The sequence below is a fragment of the Methanothermobacter sp. K4 genome, from assembly GCF_022014235.1.
In the GTDB taxonomy this organism is placed as follows: domain Archaea; phylum Methanobacteriota; class Methanobacteria; order Methanobacteriales; family Methanothermobacteraceae; genus Methanothermobacter.
In genome coordinates this window covers 497,360-514,415 of sequence record NZ_JAKLTD010000001.1, presented here as the reverse complement: position 1 = coordinate 514,415, position 17,056 = coordinate 497,360, and the positions used below count along the sequence as shown (strand labels likewise).

Sequence of the window (17,056 nt, the reverse complement as noted above, 5' to 3'; positions counted from 1 at the left end):
CAGTGGACATGAATCTGGAGGAGCTGAAGATAATAGGTACCGCACATGTATCTGGAGAAAGTGTTGACGAGGTGAGAAGAACCATACTTGAGATGAAACCGGACGTTGTTGCAGTGGAACTGGACCCGGGGAGGTACAGGAGGCTCATGGATGAAAAAATGGGGATCAAAAGGGATGAACCCTCCCTTATGGATGCCCTCCGAAGTGGAAACATTGGTGTCATCCTTGCAGGCTGGTTCTTAACCTATTTCCAGAGGAAGATCGGTGAGGATATAGGTGTTAAGCCAGGCAGTGAAATGCTTGCAGCGATAGATGCCGCCCATGAGGTTGGTGCGGGGGTGGCCCTCATTGACCGTGACATAGGTGTGACAATGCAGCGGGCGATCAGTTCCATGAACCGGCGGGAAAAGCTGAGGTTCTTCCTTGCAATCATGAGATCCTTAATTGGGGGGGAGGATGCGAGGGATATTGAGAGCCTCAAAAGTGACGACACCCTTATGGAGGTTATGGGGGAATTTCAGGGAATCTCTCCCTCAGCATACCGTGTGCTTGTTGAGGAGAGGGATGCATTCATGGCCCACAGGCTCCTATCCATTGAGGAGGACCGCGTTGTTGCCGTTGTGGGCGCAGGTCACAGGAGGGGGATAGAGCACTACCTCAGGAACCCGCATGAACTTCCACCACTTGAAGAACTCATTTGAATATCCGATGATATCATTCAGGGTAACGTCCCGGCCACCCCCACAAGCTCCCAACAATATTACAAGACATCATTCAGAGTAATGGCATGATAGGGGAAAAATATTCATTAAATACCGGTCCAATAAATATTTACTGTGGAAAGAGCAGTGTGATATGCAATGTACGTCATATTCAGATGTGACTGTGGAAGGGCCCTCTACTCAAAGAAGGGTGCAGATACCAGGAAATGCGTCTGTGGAAGAACTCTGAAGATTAAAACAAGGCGCATATTTGGAAAGGCCGGTAGCTTCGAGGAAGCTGCGGAAATCGTGAGAAAACTCCAGGAAGAAAGGTATGGCGCCTGCCATTTCACAAATCCAGTTAAAAGGGAATAGAACGAGATATGATAGAAGATATCCGATCATTCACATTACCCGGTGAGAGGAGGAACATAGAATTCAAGAAGGCACTCTCACCAGGGTATCATCTGAAGATGGACCGGAAGAAGAGCCTGATCTCCCAGATGAAGTACCGTATGGAGAGAGGTGATGGAAGGGCCGTATACCTCCTTGGTGTGGAGGACAGCGGGGAACCTGTTGGGCTCCCCGATGAGGAACTCAGGGAGTCAGTTGAGGTCCTCAGAAAACTGAGTCAGGAGATAGATGCCATTGTGGAGGAGGTTAACCTCCATGAGGGAACCCACGGCAGGGTCGCCGAGGTGATAATCTCAAGGAAACAGAAAACAGGAAGGGAACACCTCCTCATAGGTGTCGCCGGCCACGTTGACCATGGAAAGAGCACACTCCTCGGTACGCTCACAACAGGAACACCAGATGATGGAAGCGGTAAGACAAGGATATTCCTTGACGTCCAGAAACACGAGATAGAAAGGGGCCTATCAGCGGATCTATCCTTCGCCATATATGGCTTCAGGAATGGAAGGGTCATAAGACTCAAGAATCCCCTTGACAGGAGGGAGAAATCAGGGCTCATGGATGAGGCCGACAGGGTAATATCCTTCGTTGATACCGTCGGACATGAGCCATGGCTCAGGACAACCATAAGGGGAATCGTGGGGCAGAACCTGGACTATGGCCTCCTCACCGTTGCCTCGGATGAGGGTCCAACACACATAACAAGGGAGCACCTGGGTATAATGATTGCAATGGAACTCCCCGTGATCGTTGTGCTCACAAAAACCGATATGGCCACACCCCCCCAGAGGAGGGCCGTGCGGGAGAAGATATCTGAACTACTTAAACTGGTTGGTAGGATACCCTTCCATGTGAGCGGAAGGGAATCTGCACGTGAGATAGCAGGCAAGATGAACCAGCACATAGTACCCATAATAGAGACATCCTCTGTCACAGGGGAGGGCCTCGAAGTCCTGGATGAACTCTTCCTCAACCTGGATGTTAAGCGTGACGTCAACGGGGATGAGAAGCCATTCCTAATGTATATAGACAAGATATACACCATCAGGGGCGTTGGAACCGTTGTCAGTGGAACCATCCAGCAGGGCCTTGTCAGGAAAGGGGATACACTGCTTCTTGGCCCCATGAATACCGGGAAATTCCGTGAGGTCACCGTTAAATCCATTGAGATGCACCACTACCGTATAGGCTGTGCAGAGCCAGGGCATATAGTTGGAATATCCATCTCAGGGGCATCCGCCGATGAAATAGAGAGGGGTATGATACTGGCCCATCCTGACTATGAACCTGAGGCCGTCAGGGAGTTTGAGGCCGAGGTGGCCATACTGGTGCATCCCACAACCATAAAGGCCGGGTATGAGAGCGTAACCCATATTGAAACAATAGCAGAGACCACCATACTGGAACCCCTTGATGCAGAGTTCATGTCAGCCGGTGACAGAGGCAGGGTGAGGATGAGGTTCAAGTACAGACCCCACCATGTGAGGGAGGGTCAGAAGATAATCTTCCGTGAGGGACGAAGCAAGGGTATCGGCTCGGTTACCAGGATCCTGGAATAAACAGTTTCTTAAAAAAGCCTCTGTCTAATGATCCGCTCCTTCTATAATTTCAAGAAACTCACAGGCCTTACATTTGCTACCAGAGGCTGGCTCGCCACAGACCGAACAGCCACCAACCCCCTCATCCTCCACAAGCGGTTCGAATGTGACAGTGAATGATTTCATTATCCTCTCCTTTATAGCGGGGTTTTCAGATTCTATCCTGTTAAGGAAATTCCTTATCCCTGCCCTCATTGATCTGCTGGAGTAGGGACAGGATTCACTGTGGAATTTCACATCATTGAGTTCAGCCCAGAGCCTGACATCCCTCTCAGGTGTGCTCCAGAGGGGCTTTATCCTTGGTACCATCGCAGGGTGTATCCTCTGAAGTTTAGGGCCGAACTTGGAGAACTTCCTCACATCCCCCCTTGCAAGGCTCATGATGAACGATTGAACCTCGTCGTCCATGTTGTGGCCAGTTGCAATCTTTGACGCCCCTATTTCCCTGGCTGTCCTGTTGAGTATCCAGCGCCTGAAGACACCGCAGGGTATACATGGGCTCCTGAACCCTTCCAGAACATCATCAAGTTCAAAGTTGAATTCATCCCTGAAAGATTTCTCTATGAGTTCAACTCCCCTTATACGGGCGTTTTCCCTTGCTGCGAGAACCCCCTCCTCCCTGTAGCCCTCTATGCCCTCATCAACCGTTATGGCTGTGAGTTCAAAATCCAGTTCTTCCCTTAAATCTGCGAGCGCATGGAGTGTCAGCACACTGTCCTTGCCGCCTGAGAGTGCCACTGCAACGTGTTCTCCCATCTCTACAAGTTTATGTGATTCCACCAGACCCCTTATTCTGGCCATGATTCTCCGGTTGAATTCCTGAATATCCATGGAACCGTATATATAAAACAGCCGACATATATATTCACCATGATAACCGCAGAACTCACCATAATACCTCTCGGTACAGGCAGCACCTCACTCAGTGGCTACGTGGCTGCTGCAGTCAGTGCCCTTGAGAGGATGAATGTGAGGTATGAGATTTCAGGTATGGGGACACTTGTCGAGGCCAGAGACCTGGATGAACTCCTTGAGGCTGTTAAGGCGGCCCACGAGGCCGTCCTTGAGGCAGGATCAGAGAGGGTTTACACAACCATCAAAATCGATGATAGAAGGGACACCGACAGGGGGCTCAGTGATAAGGTTGAATCTGTAAAGAGAAAGCTCCAGTGAGAGTGTTAATACAGACTTAGGTCAGCTGGAACTCCCTTACCTGTTATCCATAGTTTGATTTTTAAACCTTAACTGTTCCAGTACCTTTTATTCTTTAAATAATCCTCATTGACGTTGAATGTAAAAAATAGAATTAATGCTAAGTCTTCAACACCACACTGCACCTGAGAGGATTTACAAAAAAGAATGTTAGTTCTGCCCGAAGAAATCCCTGACAGAATCCACAATCCTTTCAAGGTCCTCATCAGTGAGGGCCGGGTGTACCGGTAGCGATAGGACCTCCTGTGCAGCCTTTTCACTGACCGGACAGCTGGCATCGAAGCCCATCCTCCTGTAGAGTTCCTGCCTGTAGATGGGTTTAGGGTAGTGAATCCCCGTACCTATACCCCTCCCGTTGAGGAATTCCATGAGCCTGTCCCTTGAACCAGGAACCCTCAGGGTGTACTGGTGGAAGACGTGTTTAACCCCCCCTGCAACATGGGGTGTTGATACCCCCTCAAGGTCCTCCAGGTTGGCTGTGAGGTACTCCGCATTTTTGATTCTCCTTCTATTGAAGGCGTCAAGTTTTTCGAGCTGGGCTATACCGATGGCCGCGGCAATATCTGTCATCCTGAAGTTGTAGCCGAGGTGGGTGTGGTTGTAGCGCTCTGTCTCCCCGTGGGCCCTTAGAATCCGTGCCATATCTGCAATTTCCTCATTATCAGTTGTTATAATCCCGCCCTCACCTGTTGTGATGTTCTTTGTTGGGTAGAAGCTGAAGCATGCGGCATCCCCCATGGAACCCACCATCCTTCCATGATACTCTGCACCATGGGCCTGGGCAGCATCCTCAATCACCAGGAGGTCATGGTCAGCAGCCAGGTCCATGATGGGGTCCATATCGGCGGGCTGCCCGTAGAGGTGTACGGGTATTATTGCCCTTGTGCTGGGTGTTATGAGTTCTTGGATCCCCTCAGGATCTATGTTGTATGTTTCGGGGTCTATGTCTGCAAATACAGGCTCAGCACCAACGTATAGGGCTGCGTTTGCCGTTGCAGCGAAGCTGAATGGTGTTGTTATAACCTGGTCCCCCCTTCCAATGCCCGCGGCCAGGAGGGAGAGGTGTAGGGCTGTTGTCCCTGAACTTGTTGCAACCGCGTGTTCCGTACCCACGTAGGATGCAAACTTCTCCTCGAATTCAGCCACCCGCGGTCCCTGGGCAATGAATCCCGATTTAAGTACCTTCACGACTTCCTCTATTTCCTCTTCATCGATTATGGGAGTAGCAACCGGTATCATGTGAACACCTGAGTAAGAGTTACTGGGTTATTAGTTTCTCACTGGAACTTAAAAAGTGATACCCTAACCGGCAATCAGTCAAAGGGTGATAACCCAAGCCCCCAGTTACCCTGATTCAGTTGATTAATCCTCATCCACGGTATCTCAAAACACTCAGCACGTCCCCATAGCGTCCCCTGAAGAGTATGGCCAGAAGAAGAGCCGATGCCAGGATCAGTGCCAGTGGAGAGGTGTAGGGATCTGATGGACTAACCATGAGGGAGGGAAGGTTTCCGAGGCCGGCATCCGGGGAGCTGTGTATAACACTGACATAGAGGTTGTTTGCAATATGCACCCCCATGGCGAGTTCCACACCATCATCTGTGAGTGTTATGAGTGCAAGTACCAGTCCAATTATGAATGTACTTGCTGTGATTGATAGGCTCATTGTAAAGGTTGTGCCATTCCACCAGTGCAGGACTGAGAATACAAGTGAATTCAGGATCATCAATGGTAGGGGCCTTTTAAGGATCATCCACATCCCCTGCATGAGGTATCCCCTGAAGAATATCTCCTCAAAGGAAGCCTGCACAGGAAATGCAGCTAATGCAAGGATCAGGAGCAGCCAGAATTCTGGCGTGAATTTAAATCTGACAGAGGATGGATCCATGATAACCGAGATTGCATCAAGAACGCCGACGATAATAAACCAGACCACTCCTCCCCTGAGGATCCTTCTCCAGTCAACACGACCCCTGGAGTTAATGGCTGATATGAAATCACGTTTGTGGATGAACTTCAATCCAACATAGAGAAAGAACATTGAGGTGGAAAAGGCCACCGCCACCATGATGAGTAAAGCTGGCCAGCTGAAGCCCGGGATGCCATCAATTGCATCCATTCTACCTGTGATTATGAGGATAGCCAGCAGGAATAACCCCATGAGAAAACCGGCACCCACATTGGACACCACGAAGCTAAGAAGCACCGTCAGTATATAACGCCACGCCTCATTTCTTCCAGTGTAGACCTTGTCCAGAAAATTCCTCATTGAGTCACCGGCCCTCTTACTAAATCCCCTCTGAGTATCACAGTAATCAGTAAATCATCCGGCACTAATAAATATATTGATGTGGGTCTCGAGGTTGGATGCGATCATTAGTATGTCACTGCGTTTTTTATTGGGCTGCTACTAGATTATAACAATATGGATGTTAATCGAATTTCATTTATTGGATGTAAGTTTCGAACTATAACTGTGGATTCTATTAACGTGTTTATAGGTAAGGAAGTGTTACTATGATAACCATAAATGAGGGTTCAGTCACAGTTGAGGTCCCGGATTTCACTAAGGTCTCATCCAGGGCCCCTGTCTTCTATAACCCTGTGATGGAGTTCAACAGGGATGTGTCGGTGCTTGCGGTTCAGGCCTTTCAGCGGATACTTGATAGGGATATAAGTGTTGCTGATACATTCTCAGGAAGCGGTATAAGGGCCATAAGGTACCTCGTGGAGGTTGATGGTGTATCTGAGGCCGCTGCAAATGATATAAACCCCCTTGCAGTTGAATGCATAGAGCATAACTCCAAGCTGAATTCTGTATCCCCCATTGTCAGCAGGGAGGATGCTGCTATCTTCCTCAGAGGGAACCCTGGCCGCTTTGATGTTATCGACGTGGACCCCTTCGGGACCCCCGCACCATTCATGGACTCTGCGGCGGCATCCTCCAGGAACAGGTCACTCCTCGCTGTTACCGCCACAGACACCTCGGGTCTCTGCGGAACCTACATAAAACCCTGCCTCAGGAAGTACTCAGCAAGGCCCCTCAAAACAGAGTACTGCCATGAGACCGGGCTGAGGATACTTGCAGGTTTCACTGCAATGAACCTTGCAAGGTACAGTAAGGGTGCCTCATTCCTTCTCTCACACAGCAGCCAGCACTACATGAGGATCTATGCCCATGTGAGGAGGGGTGCTGGTAGGGCCGATGAAGCCCTCAAAAACATTGGGTACATGCTCCACTGCTTCAGCTGCCTTCACCATGAACATGTGAGGGGTGTGCCTGAAGACAGGAAGTGCCCCGTCTGCGGGGGTAAAATGGATGCTGCTGGACCCCTCTGGGTCGGAGAACTGCATGATGAAAAATTTATCGGGTCCATGATGGCTGAAGCTAAAAATAAAACCCTCAACAGATCAGAGGATGTCCTGAAACTGCTCAAAACCTGTGTGGGGGAGGTGGGAATGCCGCCTGGATTCTATGATGTCCATGAGGTCTGCAGCAAGCTGGGTGTGAGCGCCCCCCCACTGATGGATGTTATGGGTGGTCTTGAGGAGGCAGGCTTCAGGGTTTCAAGGACCCATATAAGGCCAACCGGAATAAAAACAGATGCAACTATCAGGAAGATTGAGGAGGTCATAATGGACCTCCACGGTTCCCATCAATAGTCTGTTACCATTCAACTCCATGTGCCACCACAACCAGAAACCCCCTATTCTCATTCATAGTTCAGCATGTTGTGGGCGTAGTAGTACTGGAGGGTCCTCGCATTCTTGATTTCAAAGTTCCGGTATGGGTTGTTGAGGTAAGGGAAGATTATTCCCCTGATAACATAGTAGTATGCTGCTATGGGCCCATACTCTTCCCTTGCGATCTTGTAGTATAGGGGGAAACCGCAGCCCTGATTTATGAAAATATCCCCCTCCCTCACTGTCCCATGATACACCATTGGTATGGGGCCCACCTGCCCGTGCTCCGCAGCCCTCTCCTTTATATAATCCAGCGCCTCATCCAGGGTATCAAATTCCTTACCATCTGAACGGTAGGTCCACTTGTCGTCCGGGACGCCATATATACCCTCCTCCCAGACCTCATTCCAGTCAATGCCCGGTGTGTACTGCTTCTTTTCGACGTATGCGAGTTCAAGGATGTATACATCACCCTCCATGTAGCAGCGGTAATTGGAGCTTCCCCCATAGTGGACCACCAGGATGCAATTTGATCCCCTTTCCCGGGCATAATCTGCAAGTAACTTTGAGTGTATATGACCAGGGTACATGTCGGGGTTTGCGATTTTAACGAACCCGAGTCTTCCCAGCGGTTCAAAATCTCCTGAAGTGGATGTAAAGTAAAAGTAGCCCCCGACGATCACCAGCAAAGCAATGACCAGTATCCCCTTCCTCATCCATTCACCCGTTCTATTGTATTATTAACTGTGCAGCGATTTATATCTTCCCCTAAACAGATTAGGCAGTTTTATATATAATCATTTATATAGTTTTAGCTGCGGGAATCCGCGGAGGTGTGAAAATTGGATATAGGTGAGAAATTGTAAACGATGCCATAAGGTATCCCTCCAGTGACTGGAAGAAAGTCATAATACTTGGTGTCCTGATAATAGCCAGTGTTGTCATAATACCCATCTTCCTTGTCATGGGATACGGCTTCAGGGCCCTCAAGGCCTCAATAGCGGGTTTTGATGAGCTCCCTGAATTTGATGAATGGGGTGAAATGTTCGTTGATGGATTAAAGGTCTTCGTTGTCCAGATAGCATATATGATAGTTCCACTGATAATAATATTTGCAGGTACTTTCGGATCCCTGGCAATGATTTCACCAAGCGGTGCTATCACAGACCCCACAGCCTTCACAGGTCTCCTTGGAGGTACTGTGATAATCGGTGTGATACTTGCAATAATCCTTGGGCTCATAGAGACCATCGCAATAGCACACATGGCCTACAATGACAGTGAACTTGGAGCAGCATTCAGGTTCAGTGAAATACTGGATGTGATCTCCCAGATCGGATGGATCGACTATATCATCTGGTACATCGTTGTCGGTCTCATCGCAGCTGTTATTGCATTCATTGCAGGCCTCCTGAATTCAATACCCATCATCGGTACCCTCATAGCAGTGCTCATAATATACCCCTACATCCAGCTCTTCTGGAACAGGGCACTTGCACTCAGGTACGCCTACGAATAGATTAACCCTTTTCTTACTTTTTCCTGTTTCAGCTAAACATTTATAAGGGAATACCTCCTATCTATAAAAGTTAATAACTTCTTCTAAAACACCATAATTTAAAAAAGTTTATAATATAACTTCCATAGGTATACATTGTTTAGTGGTGATTCCAATGGATGATGATCTAGTCAAAATCGATGATATTGACAGGAAAATAATAGACCTCCTAAATGAGGATGGACGCATGTCCTACAGGAACATCTCGAGGATACTTGATGTCTCGGTGGGCACTGTGCACAACCGTGTTGAGAAGCTGGTCAAGAAGGGCGTTATAAAGAAATTCGTGCCAGTGATAGACCACTCAAAGCTTGGATACAAACTCACAGCCATAATAGGCGTTAAGGTCAAAGGTGGAGTTCTAAGGAACTGGGAGACACGCACAGCCTACCATAAAAACGTCCTTGCAGTCTACGACGTTACAGGGGAATTCGACGCCATACTCATAGGAAAGTTTCGGGACACCGCTGAGCTTGACAGCTTCATCAAGGGTTTGTTGAGTGAGGGTGACGTTCAGAGGACCTACACCCAGACAGTCCTCAACATAGTGAAGGAGGACATGACCTCCACAAAGATGATAGGCGATTAATTATTTATTCCCCGGCATCAAAAATCTAACCATGATTATTATATACTCCAGCACCTATGACCTCCACAACAATGAGGGCCATGTTGAGAACAAGGGGAGGACAGCTGCAATCATTGATGCCCTCAAGTCCTCAGGGCTTCAGCTGAAGTTCATGGAACCAAGGATGGCGGGTATCCATGATATCCTGATGACCCACAGCAGCGTCCATGTGGAGTACCTCGAGGTGTTCTCAGGTAGAGGTGGTGGATGGCTGGACTATGACACCTACATGACACCCGAGAGTTTCAGTGTGGCGAGGCTCGCCGCAGGTGGTGCCATGGTCGCGGCTGAGGAGGCGCTGAAGGGTGGATGGGGATACTCCGTTGCAAGGCCCCCCGGTCACCATGCCACCTATGACAGGTCCATGGGTTTCTGCATATTTAACAACATCGCCATAGCCATCGAGCACAGCCGCAGGAACCTCGGGATTTCAAGGGCGGCTGTGATCGACTTTGATGTTCATCACGGGAACGGGACATCAAGCATCTTCTACACCGACCCGAAGGTCATGTATGTATCGGTGCATCAGGACCCCAGGACACTCTTCCCGGGGACAGGATTCATTGGGGAGACAGGGGAAGGTGGGGGTGAGGGCTTCAACCTCAACATCCCCATGCCCCGTGGTTCAGGAAACAGCGACTATATCTGGATACTCTCCGAGGTGCTCCCCCAGGTACTCAGTGAATTCAGGGCAGATATGTTATTCGTATCTGCAGGGTTCGACGCCCACAGGCTGGACCCACTGGCAGATATGAGGGTGGATGAGGAGTTCTTCTCATGGATGGGCTGGTTCATCCATGAAACAGGGCTGCCATGCACAGCTGTGCTTGAGGGGGGTTATAACCTCCAGGCCCTTGGAACTTCAAACGTCTCATTCATTGGGGGCCTTGAGGGCTCCAGTGTTAAGGTTGAATATGAGAGGTCACCGGCTGTGGCTGAAATCTTCAGTGAGATTAGTGACGTGTTTTCACCATTCTTCAATTTCTGAGAGGGTCAGAAGATGGAAAAAATCAGATTTGAACAGGCAGAGAAGCTTATAAGAAAATCATGCTCGAATATCAGAAGGGAATCCAGGTTCAGGGACCCCCAGGATGGTGTCATAGACACCAGAAAATTTCAGGAGGCCATGATGGAACTCATTGAAGCCGAGGACCATATATACCTGAGCCTGCCATCCCATGAGCTCACCGGGGATGATGCATACGATTTCTGCCGGAGTCTCATGGCTGCGAGGGAGGCCATTGACAGCATTCTTGCAGACTTCGGTGTCATTGAACGTGAGGATCCATCTGAAATGATAAAGGAAGCTTCGAAGGGGAAACTGATCATCGTGAACAATTCCTCAATCAAAAAGCTCCTTGTTAAGGCCGGTGTTGAGCCGGGGAATATTCTGGTTGCAGGTGTACCCCTCTCAGTGGATGATATGAAGAAGATAAACCCCAGGATCCCTGATGGTGCCCTTAAGGGTATAAAGAAGAAGATAGAACACCTTAAGAATGACATTGAAAGGAAGCTTGAAGGCCTTGAGGACATCCTAGTTATCGGGGAGCCTGATAAAAGCACCAGACTACTCGCATCAAGGGCTGAAGAACTTTATGGTGCCGGTATGAGGCTGGATGAGAATATCAGGGACCTCAGCCCTGAAGAGATACTGAAGCTCCTCTCATAGAGTGGGTGATTGTGCCCGGGATATCTTTTTATGGCAAAATGATGCCTTCAGTCACAGCATGACCCAGTTCCAGTACACTCCATGATTTCAACGTGTCAGAAAGATCCGACTGAAATCCCATCAAAGGAACAATCCCCACTTACACCGGGACATCAGTGTAACATTCTGTTTCATGGGAGATAGGCAATATTAGGACTATTAATGAATTTGTTCAGGGACATCGGTGTAACATTCTGTTTCGTGGGACTCATAATCACTGGACAAGTATATAAGCAAAGTTTTCATACTATACTTAAAACCTAGGTAACCATTACTATTATGGGGTGTAAAATTTGGGTTTAGTTTGTTTTCCAGATACACAGGACAAGATTCCTAGCATCCCCGTTCACCTTACAAGGGTGGGTGTTACAGGTGTTAAGAAGCTTCTGAAGATAGAAAGAGAGGGTAGAAGACCCATAATACTTCTTCCAACATTCGATGCCTTTGTAGATCTCCCGAGCAAACAGAGGGGGATCCACATGTCAAGGAACCCCGAGGCCATAAGTGACGTCCTCGAGGAGGTTGTTGAGAACAACGCTCTTGAACTGGAATCTCTCTGCGCAGAGATAGTCAATGAACTCCTCAAAAAGCACAGGTACGCCCGCAGAGCCGAGGTGAGCATGAAGAGCGACTTCATGTTCATGAAAAAATCCCCTGTCACCGGTAAGAAGAGTCAGGAGATGACAAAGATCATGGCAGACGCCATCGGGTACAGGGACGATGAAGGTATAGTTATACGCAAGATGATAGGGGCAGAGGTGGTGGGGATGACCGTGTGCCCCTGTGCACAGGAATCAGTTAAGGAAACATCCCGCCAGAAGCTCCTGGAATTTCTGGATCCCGAAACAGCTGAAAGGGTTCTTGAATGTGTATCCTTCGCCTCCCACAACCAGAGGGGGCGCGGCATGATAATGATAGAGGTCCCTGAGGACCAGACAATAAGGGCTGAGAACCTCATAAACATAATAGAGGACTCCATGAGTTCACCTGTCTATGAACTCCTGAAGAGGCCAGATGAAAATGCCGTTGTTGTGGGTGCCCATGAGAATCCCATGTTCGTTGAGGACTGCGTTCGTAACATGGTGCACAGGATAGTCAGTGAGTACCCCCACCTCCCCGACGACACAATAGTCACCGTAAGGCAGATAAACGAGGAGAGCATACACAGACACAACGCCTTCGCTGAGAAGGTTGCAACAATGGGGGAACTCAGATACGAGATAGAGGAACTTAACGGATCAGAGGAGTGATAACCTTGATGAAACTGCACAGGATAGCCGGGGAGATCATGGGTTACTTTGAAGCTTTTGAGGGCTCAAGACCAGCCCTTGACTCAAAGGAGATACTCATAGTAAGGGGCATGTCAAGAAAGAGGATGAACATTGAGGACATGGGTAGGGAACTTGATGGGCTTATAGAGAAGCTGGGTGCAGAGGAACTGGAGCTCATATCCGAGGAGGGCACAGCCCTAATTGGTGTTATGGATGAGCAGATAAGGTCATGTGTTGAGGTCGGGACAGAAACCGATCTTGGAGGTATACACAGACTCAAGGAGGCCCTTGAGGAGATGAACTTCAGCGTGGATTACAGGCTCTGCATAACAGAGGATACAGGGCTCTTTGTTGTTCTCTACAGGGACCGAAGTGGTGTGGGACCCTGCTTTGTTGAGGTTGTTGTCTCTGATATTTCAGATTAAACCTATTTTAGCGGTGCTTACATGGTTCTTGGAAAGGAAGAGATCCTGGAACTTCTTCTTGCTGATGGCCCTGAAACACTGGACCTCATGAAGCGTGTCTGTGAGCCAGGCGAGGTGACCTACTCAAGGAATGTCTTCATACCCCTCACAAGGGCCTGCCGAAACCGCTGTGGCTACTGCACTTTCAGATCAGACTCCCCTGACCCCCCACTCATCCCCCCTGAGGATGTCCTGATGGAGGTCAGGAGGGCCAGGGATCTTGGGTGCACAGAGGCCCTATTCACCTTCGGCGAGAATGCACATGAATTTCCTGAGGTGATGGAGAAACTCGAAGAACTTGGATTCAGTGATATGGTTGACTACGCCCATCACCTCTGCAGCTCCACACTGGACCTTGGTCTCCTGCCACACACAAATATGGGCGTGCTTGACTACAGGGATCTCAGGAGGCTCAGGGATGTGAACGCGTCCATGGGCCTCATGCTTGAGTCTGCAAGTCCCCGCCTGATGAAAGAAGATGCGCACCGTGAGAGCCCCGGCAAGGATCCTGCCTTGAGAATAAGGATGATAGAGGATGCCGGGAGACTCAGAATACCTTTCACCACAGGGATACTCATAGGTATAGGTGAGACAGTGGAGGAGCGGGCCAAATCACTCCTTGAGCTCAGGCGTATACAGGACAGGTACGGTCACCTGCAGGAGATAATAATCCAGAACTTCCGGGCAAAGCCAGGAATCCCCATGGAGCATCAGCCGGAGCCCTCACTCCTTGAGATGGTGAGGATTGTTGCAGTGGCCAAGCTCCTCTTTCCTGATGTGAGCATACAGGTACCCCCAAACCTCAACAGGGAAACAGGTGAGATCTTCCTGCTTGCGGGTGCAGATGACTGGGGTGGTGTTTCGCCACTGAGCAGGGACTACGTGAACCCGGAGGCCCCCTGGCCAGAGATAGATGAACTCAGAAGGCTCACAGAGTCCGCAGGATTCACTCTGAGGGAGAGGCTACCTGTTTACAGGAAGTTCATCACCCCTGATTTCCTGAGCTCACAGGTCATTGAGACGATAGAAAGGCTTTACCCTGAATTCCTTGTATGATACCCGTATCTGAGAATTTATGGTCCAATCAAGGCTGGTTTCTCGAACTGTTTTTAGATTGTGGTTCTTCAACCTTTGGGAGTATTATGGTCCCCTCAGATGGATCCCCGAGTTCAGTGAAATTTCCCTCTGAATAGAGGAGGGCGACCAGTGCAGCTGTAAGGGCGTCCCTCTGGTGTATGCTCATGGCGGATGCATGAGAGTCCAGTTCCATCTGCAGCTCTGCATTTTTCATCATCCTCTCTGCTGTCCTTGGGTGTGTCTCAATAACATCCACTCCATGGGACGCAAGTGCCTCCCTTATCCTGATACCCCTCATGGTGAGCTCCCGCATCCCCCTCCAGGTTAATGGCAGAACACTGCCATACCTCCTGATCTCAAGGTCCGCCCTTCTGAAGTGGCCATGACGGCTGCAGCTGCAGTCATTCCTGAGGCAGCAGCGCCCTCTGGGAAGTGAGAGTGGTGCGTCAACCGCCACTGTATCAGCGGATTTCACTGCATCAATTATCTCATCAAATGAGAACACACTGAACACCTTCACTCTCCCCTCATTTATTATGGCCACGCCTGTCTCATTCCTATCAGATGCCGCCAGATCAACGCCTGCAAAAGACACCGCTACCCCTCAGTGGACCCGTACATCAAGGACAACATGCCAGACCCCCGGCGAGTACTTCTTTATAACATGCCTGTCAAGAACAGATACCCTTCGCGGATGGGCAGCCCTTTCAATCCTTTTAAGGGGCCTTGAAAACATTATATTCTCTGGAACCGTTTCATGGTAGTGTAAAACGCCCCCCTCATTGACGCATTCCATTGCAGCTTCAAGGAAGTGGTGGGTGGTTCCAACATAACCCATTATGACCCGATCAGCGTCCAGTTCAGGGGCTATGAAACGGCAGTCACCCAGGTGTGGTTTCACGACCCCCTCAACCCTGTTGAGTTCTATATTGGATTTAAGGAATTCAAAAGAGTCAGGGTTTATCTCTATGGAGTGGACCCTCCCTGGGGTTGAGTGGACCGCCACCGGTATCGAGAAGTAGCCTATGCCTGCGAACATGTCAACAACGGTTTCACCGTCCTCCACAACTCCGGGTATTCTGGCCCTCTCATTTATGTTACCCCTTGACCACATGACCCTGGAAGGGTCTATCCTGAAAAGGCAGCCGTTTTCCCTGTGTATGGTCTCGGTGCATTCACCTGCAAGGACCCTTACGCGGGGCTTCCTCATAGGTCCACTTATCTCCTCAACAAGGAGAACACCCCTCACTCCAGGTATTTCAAGGAATCTTTCAGGGTCCTCAACATCCCTGTTTAGAACTATGATGTCCCCTATCCTCACCCATTTCATGTTTTCACTGCTATGGAGGGCTTTCTGAAAAATAAATCCATAAATGTTCTTCTTCATCCAAGTATTTAATGGCTTCTGTTGAAGGCAAAAAGGATAACTAGCATGAAATCCAACCCTTTATATATAAATTTGAGGGGTTTTTTTATGAGTAAGGTAAACCGTGATGAGATACTCAGCATCCTTGATGGATACAGCAGGGAAGACATAACAGTTGCAACCCTTGGCAGCCACACATCACTTCACATACTAAACGGTGCAAAACAGGAGGGTTTCAGAACCGCCGTGGTATGTGAAAAGGGCCGGGAGGTACCATACCAGCGGTTCAGGGTTGCAGATGAATTCATAATTGTTGATAAATTCAGTGACATTGTAAATGAAGATGTTCAGGACAGATTAAGATCCATGAACAGTATAATAGTCCCCCACGGATCATTCGTGGCCTATGCAGGCCTTGACCACATAGAAAACGACTTCTATGTTCCCATGTTCGGTAACAGGGATATCCTGAGATGGGAATCCGAACGCGACCTTGAGAGGAAGCTCATGAAGGAGGCTGGTATAAGGATACCCCTCAAGTACACTGACCCCGCTGAGATAGACAGGCCGGTGATGGTAAAGTTCCCAGGGGCCAGGGGCGGCCGGGGATACTTTGTGGCGTCCAGTACAGAGGAGTTCAATGATAAGATCGATTCAATGATTGAGAGGGGATGGATAACCGAGGACGATGTTGATGATGCCCACATTGAAGAGTATGTATCAGGTACAAACTTCTGTATCCACTACTTCTACTCAATCATGAACGATGAAGTGGAGCTCATGGGTATGGACAGCCGCTTCGAGTCAAACACCGACGGCCTTGTGAGGATCCCTGCAAGGGACCAGCTTGAGATAAAACTGGACCCATCATATGTTATAACAGGTAACCATCCCGTTGCAATGAGGGAATCACTGCTTCCACAAGCATTTGATATGGGCGACCGTATGGTTGAGGCGGCCAGTAAGATCGTGCCCCCTGGTATGAACGGTCCATTCTGCCTTCAGACCATGTGCACAGATAACCTCGAAATCGTTACATTCGAGATGAGTGCGCGTACAGATGGGGGAACAAATACCTTCATGCATGGATCCACCTACAGTTACCTCCTCCATGGAGAGGGGATGAGCATGGGGCGCCGTGTTGCAAGGGAGATAAAGGTGGCATCAGAGACAGACCGCCTAGCTGAAATCATAACATAGCCCCCACAACTTTATTCTGGATCCGGAAAATCCTGAAATGATAACCCCTTTAACCTTATTTTATTATAAAAAAATCGCAAAGTTTAATAAGGACCTCCAATTTATATAGGTACAGAACTTTTATGTCCTATGGACAGCCACTTACATCATAAAACACAATTAAGAACTGGAGCTG

Annotated in this window: 19 protein-coding genes; 13 read left to right on the top strand and 6 right to left on the bottom strand. The window is 49.1% G+C overall.

The genetic code is table 11. The features are described 5' to 3' along the window. The first annotated feature begins 8 nt into the window (after window positions 1-8). The 3 genes from L5462_RS02800 (at window position 9) to L5462_RS02790 (ending at window position 2,674) form a co-directional block, all read left to right on the top strand. Window positions 9-701, top strand: coding sequence for a TraB/GumN family protein (locus tag L5462_RS02800; protein ID WP_237779497.1), 693 nt, complete (start codon window positions 9-11; stop codon window positions 699-701). Between the two features lie 159 nt (window positions 702-860). Further along, the gene (locus tag L5462_RS02795) at window positions 861-1,076 is read left to right on the top strand and encodes a DUF1922 domain-containing protein (RefSeq protein WP_237779292.1); all 216 of its coding nucleotides are present in this window, start codon (window positions 861-863) and stop codon (window positions 1,074-1,076) included. Window positions 1,077-1,084: 8 nt separating this feature from the next. Further along, entirely contained in the window at window positions 1,085-2,674 is a 1,590-nt protein-coding gene (locus tag L5462_RS02790) for a GTPBP1 family GTP-binding protein (RefSeq protein WP_237779291.1), read from the top strand. Between the two features lie 24 nt (window positions 2,675-2,698). Here L5462_RS02790 and L5462_RS02785 read toward each other — a convergent pair whose 3' ends face one another. Further along, window positions 2,699-3,544 carry a TIGR00269 family protein gene (locus L5462_RS02785; RefSeq protein WP_237779290.1) on the bottom strand — a complete coding sequence of 282 codons (846 nt, stop codon included), beginning with the start codon at window positions 3,542-3,544 and terminating at the stop codon, window positions 2,699-2,701. Between the two features lie 39 nt (window positions 3,545-3,583). On the opposite strand from L5462_RS02785, the gene L5462_RS02780 reads away from it, so the two are divergent. Further along, window positions 3,584-3,886 (top strand): MTH1187 family thiamine-binding protein, encoded by a 303-nt coding sequence (locus L5462_RS02780; protein WP_237779289.1) that lies wholly within the window; start codon window positions 3,584-3,586, stop codon window positions 3,884-3,886. 189 nt (window positions 3,887-4,075) lie between these two features. Here L5462_RS02780 and L5462_RS02775 read toward each other — a convergent pair whose 3' ends face one another. After that, window positions 4,076-5,164 carry a DegT/DnrJ/EryC1/StrS aminotransferase family protein gene (locus L5462_RS02775; RefSeq protein WP_237779288.1) on the bottom strand — a complete coding sequence of 363 codons (1,089 nt, stop codon included), beginning with the start codon at window positions 5,162-5,164 and terminating at the stop codon, window positions 4,076-4,078. A gap of 130 nt (window positions 5,165-5,294) precedes the next feature. Next, window positions 5,295-6,194: a CPBP family intramembrane glutamic endopeptidase gene (locus tag L5462_RS02770; RefSeq protein WP_237779287.1), complete on the bottom strand. Its 900-nt coding sequence runs from the start codon at window positions 6,192-6,194 to the stop codon at window positions 5,295-5,297. A gap of 248 nt (window positions 6,195-6,442) precedes the next feature. Between L5462_RS02770 and L5462_RS02765 the strand changes: the two genes are divergently transcribed. Further along, a complete protein-coding gene (locus L5462_RS02765) occupies window positions 6,443-7,588 on the top strand; it encodes a tRNA (guanine(10)-N(2))-dimethyltransferase (protein ID WP_237779286.1) in 1,146 nt (381 codons plus the stop codon). A gap of 50 nt (window positions 7,589-7,638) precedes the next feature. On the opposite strand, the gene L5462_RS02760 is transcribed toward L5462_RS02765, so the two are convergent. After that, a complete protein-coding gene (locus L5462_RS02760) occupies window positions 7,639-8,325 on the bottom strand; it encodes a hypothetical protein (RefSeq protein ID WP_237779285.1) in 687 nt (228 codons plus the stop codon). Window positions 8,326-8,468: 143 nt separating this feature from the next. Between L5462_RS02760 and L5462_RS02755 the strand changes: the two genes are divergently transcribed. The 7 genes from L5462_RS02755 to cofG all read left to right on the top strand — a co-directional run bounded on the left by L5462_RS02755 (window position 8,469) and on the right by cofG (window position 14,294). Continuing rightward, complete coding sequence (locus tag L5462_RS02755) at window positions 8,469-9,128, top strand: DUF4013 domain-containing protein (RefSeq protein ID WP_237779496.1); 660 nt, start codon at window positions 8,469-8,471, stop codon at window positions 9,126-9,128. A gap of 154 nt (window positions 9,129-9,282) precedes the next feature. Further along, the gene (locus L5462_RS02750) at window positions 9,283-9,756 is read left to right on the top strand and encodes an Lrp/AsnC family transcriptional regulator (protein ID WP_255772404.1); all 474 of its coding nucleotides are present in this window, start codon (window positions 9,283-9,285) and stop codon (window positions 9,754-9,756) included. Between the two features lie 31 nt (window positions 9,757-9,787). Continuing rightward, entirely contained in the window at window positions 9,788-10,783 is a 996-nt protein-coding gene (locus L5462_RS02745) for a histone deacetylase family protein (protein WP_237779283.1), read from the top strand. A gap of 12 nt (window positions 10,784-10,795) precedes the next feature. Further along, window positions 10,796-11,464 carry a DUF2100 domain-containing protein gene (locus L5462_RS02740; protein WP_237779282.1) on the top strand — a complete coding sequence of 223 codons (669 nt, stop codon included), beginning with the start codon at window positions 10,796-10,798 and terminating at the stop codon, window positions 11,462-11,464. Window positions 11,465-11,796: 332 nt separating this feature from the next. After that, window positions 11,797-12,753 (top strand): GTP cyclohydrolase MptA, encoded by a 957-nt coding sequence (mptA, locus tag L5462_RS02735; protein WP_237779281.1) that lies wholly within the window; start codon window positions 11,797-11,799, stop codon window positions 12,751-12,753. An 8-nt stretch (window positions 12,754-12,761) separates the two neighbouring features. Next, window positions 12,762-13,199: a DUF2120 domain-containing protein gene (locus L5462_RS02730; RefSeq protein WP_237779495.1), complete on the top strand. Its 438-nt coding sequence runs from the start codon at window positions 12,762-12,764 to the stop codon at window positions 13,197-13,199. A gap of 21 nt (window positions 13,200-13,220) precedes the next feature. After that, window positions 13,221-14,294, top strand: coding sequence for a 7,8-didemethyl-8-hydroxy-5-deazariboflavin synthase CofG (gene cofG / locus L5462_RS02725; protein ID WP_237779280.1), 1,074 nt, complete (start codon window positions 13,221-13,223; stop codon window positions 14,292-14,294). Between the two features lie 28 nt (window positions 14,295-14,322). On the opposite strand, the gene L5462_RS02720 is transcribed toward cofG, so the two are convergent. Next, entirely contained in the window at window positions 14,323-14,910 is a 588-nt protein-coding gene (locus L5462_RS02720; protein WP_237779279.1) for a DUF429 domain-containing protein, read from the bottom strand. Between the two features lie 9 nt (window positions 14,911-14,919). Then, window positions 14,920-15,645, bottom strand: a complete 726-nt coding sequence (locus tag L5462_RS02715; RefSeq protein WP_237779278.1) for a class I SAM-dependent methyltransferase family protein — start codon at window positions 15,643-15,645, stop codon at window positions 14,920-14,922. A 144-nt stretch (window positions 15,646-15,789) separates the two neighbouring features. Here L5462_RS02715 and L5462_RS02710 point away from each other — a divergent pair, with 144 nt between their 5' ends. Next, a complete protein-coding gene (locus L5462_RS02710) occupies window positions 15,790-16,881 on the top strand; it encodes a formate--phosphoribosylaminoimidazolecarboxamide ligase (RefSeq protein ID WP_237779277.1) in 1,092 nt (363 codons plus the stop codon). Window positions 16,882-17,056: the final 175 nt, after the last annotated feature.

Excerpts from the sequence above, each read along its gene's own strand:
- L5462_RS02740 (WP_237779282.1), top strand. The coding sequence starts at position 10,796 with ATGGAAAAAATCAGATTTGAACAGGCAGAGAAGCTTATAAGAAAATCA.
- L5462_RS02730 (WP_237779495.1), top strand. The coding sequence starts at position 12,762 with ATGAAACTGCACAGGATAGCCGGGGAGATCATGGGTTACTTTGAAGCT.
- L5462_RS02780 (WP_237779289.1), top strand. The coding sequence starts at position 3,584 with ATGATAACCGCAGAACTCACCATAATACCTCTCGGTACAGGCAGCACC.
- L5462_RS02750 (WP_255772404.1), top strand. The coding sequence starts at position 9,283 with ATGGATGATGATCTAGTCAAAATCGATGATATTGACAGGAAAATAATA.
- L5462_RS02715 (WP_237779278.1), bottom strand. The coding sequence starts at position 15,645 with ATGAAATGGGTGAGGATAGGGGACATCATAGTTCTAAACAGGGATGTT.
- L5462_RS02775 (WP_237779288.1), bottom strand. The coding sequence starts at position 5,164 with ATGATACCGGTTGCTACTCCCATAATCGATGAAGAGGAAATAGAGGAA.
- L5462_RS02785 (WP_237779290.1), bottom strand. The coding sequence starts at position 3,544 with ATGGATATTCAGGAATTCAACCGGAGAATCATGGCCAGAATAAGGGGT.
- L5462_RS02795 (WP_237779292.1), top strand. The coding sequence starts at position 861 with ATGTACGTCATATTCAGATGTGACTGTGGAAGGGCCCTCTACTCAAAG.
- L5462_RS02790 (WP_237779291.1), top strand. The coding sequence starts at position 1,085 with ATGATAGAAGATATCCGATCATTCACATTACCCGGTGAGAGGAGGAAC.
- L5462_RS02745 (WP_237779283.1), top strand. The coding sequence starts at position 9,788 with ATGATTATTATATACTCCAGCACCTATGACCTCCACAACAATGAGGGC.
- L5462_RS02770 (WP_237779287.1), bottom strand. The coding sequence starts at position 6,194 with ATGAGGAATTTTCTGGACAAGGTCTACACTGGAAGAAATGAGGCGTGG.
- L5462_RS02760 (WP_237779285.1), bottom strand. The coding sequence starts at position 8,325 with ATGAGGAAGGGGATACTGGTCATTGCTTTGCTGGTGATCGTCGGGGGC.
- L5462_RS02765 (WP_237779286.1), top strand. The coding sequence starts at position 6,443 with ATGATAACCATAAATGAGGGTTCAGTCACAGTTGAGGTCCCGGATTTC.
- L5462_RS02800 (WP_237779497.1), top strand. The coding sequence starts at position 9 with ATGAATCTGGAGGAGCTGAAGATAATAGGTACCGCACATGTATCTGGA.
- cofG (WP_237779280.1), top strand. The coding sequence starts at position 13,221 with ATGGTTCTTGGAAAGGAAGAGATCCTGGAACTTCTTCTTGCTGATGGC.
- L5462_RS02710 (WP_237779277.1), top strand. The coding sequence starts at position 15,790 with ATGAGTAAGGTAAACCGTGATGAGATACTCAGCATCCTTGATGGATAC.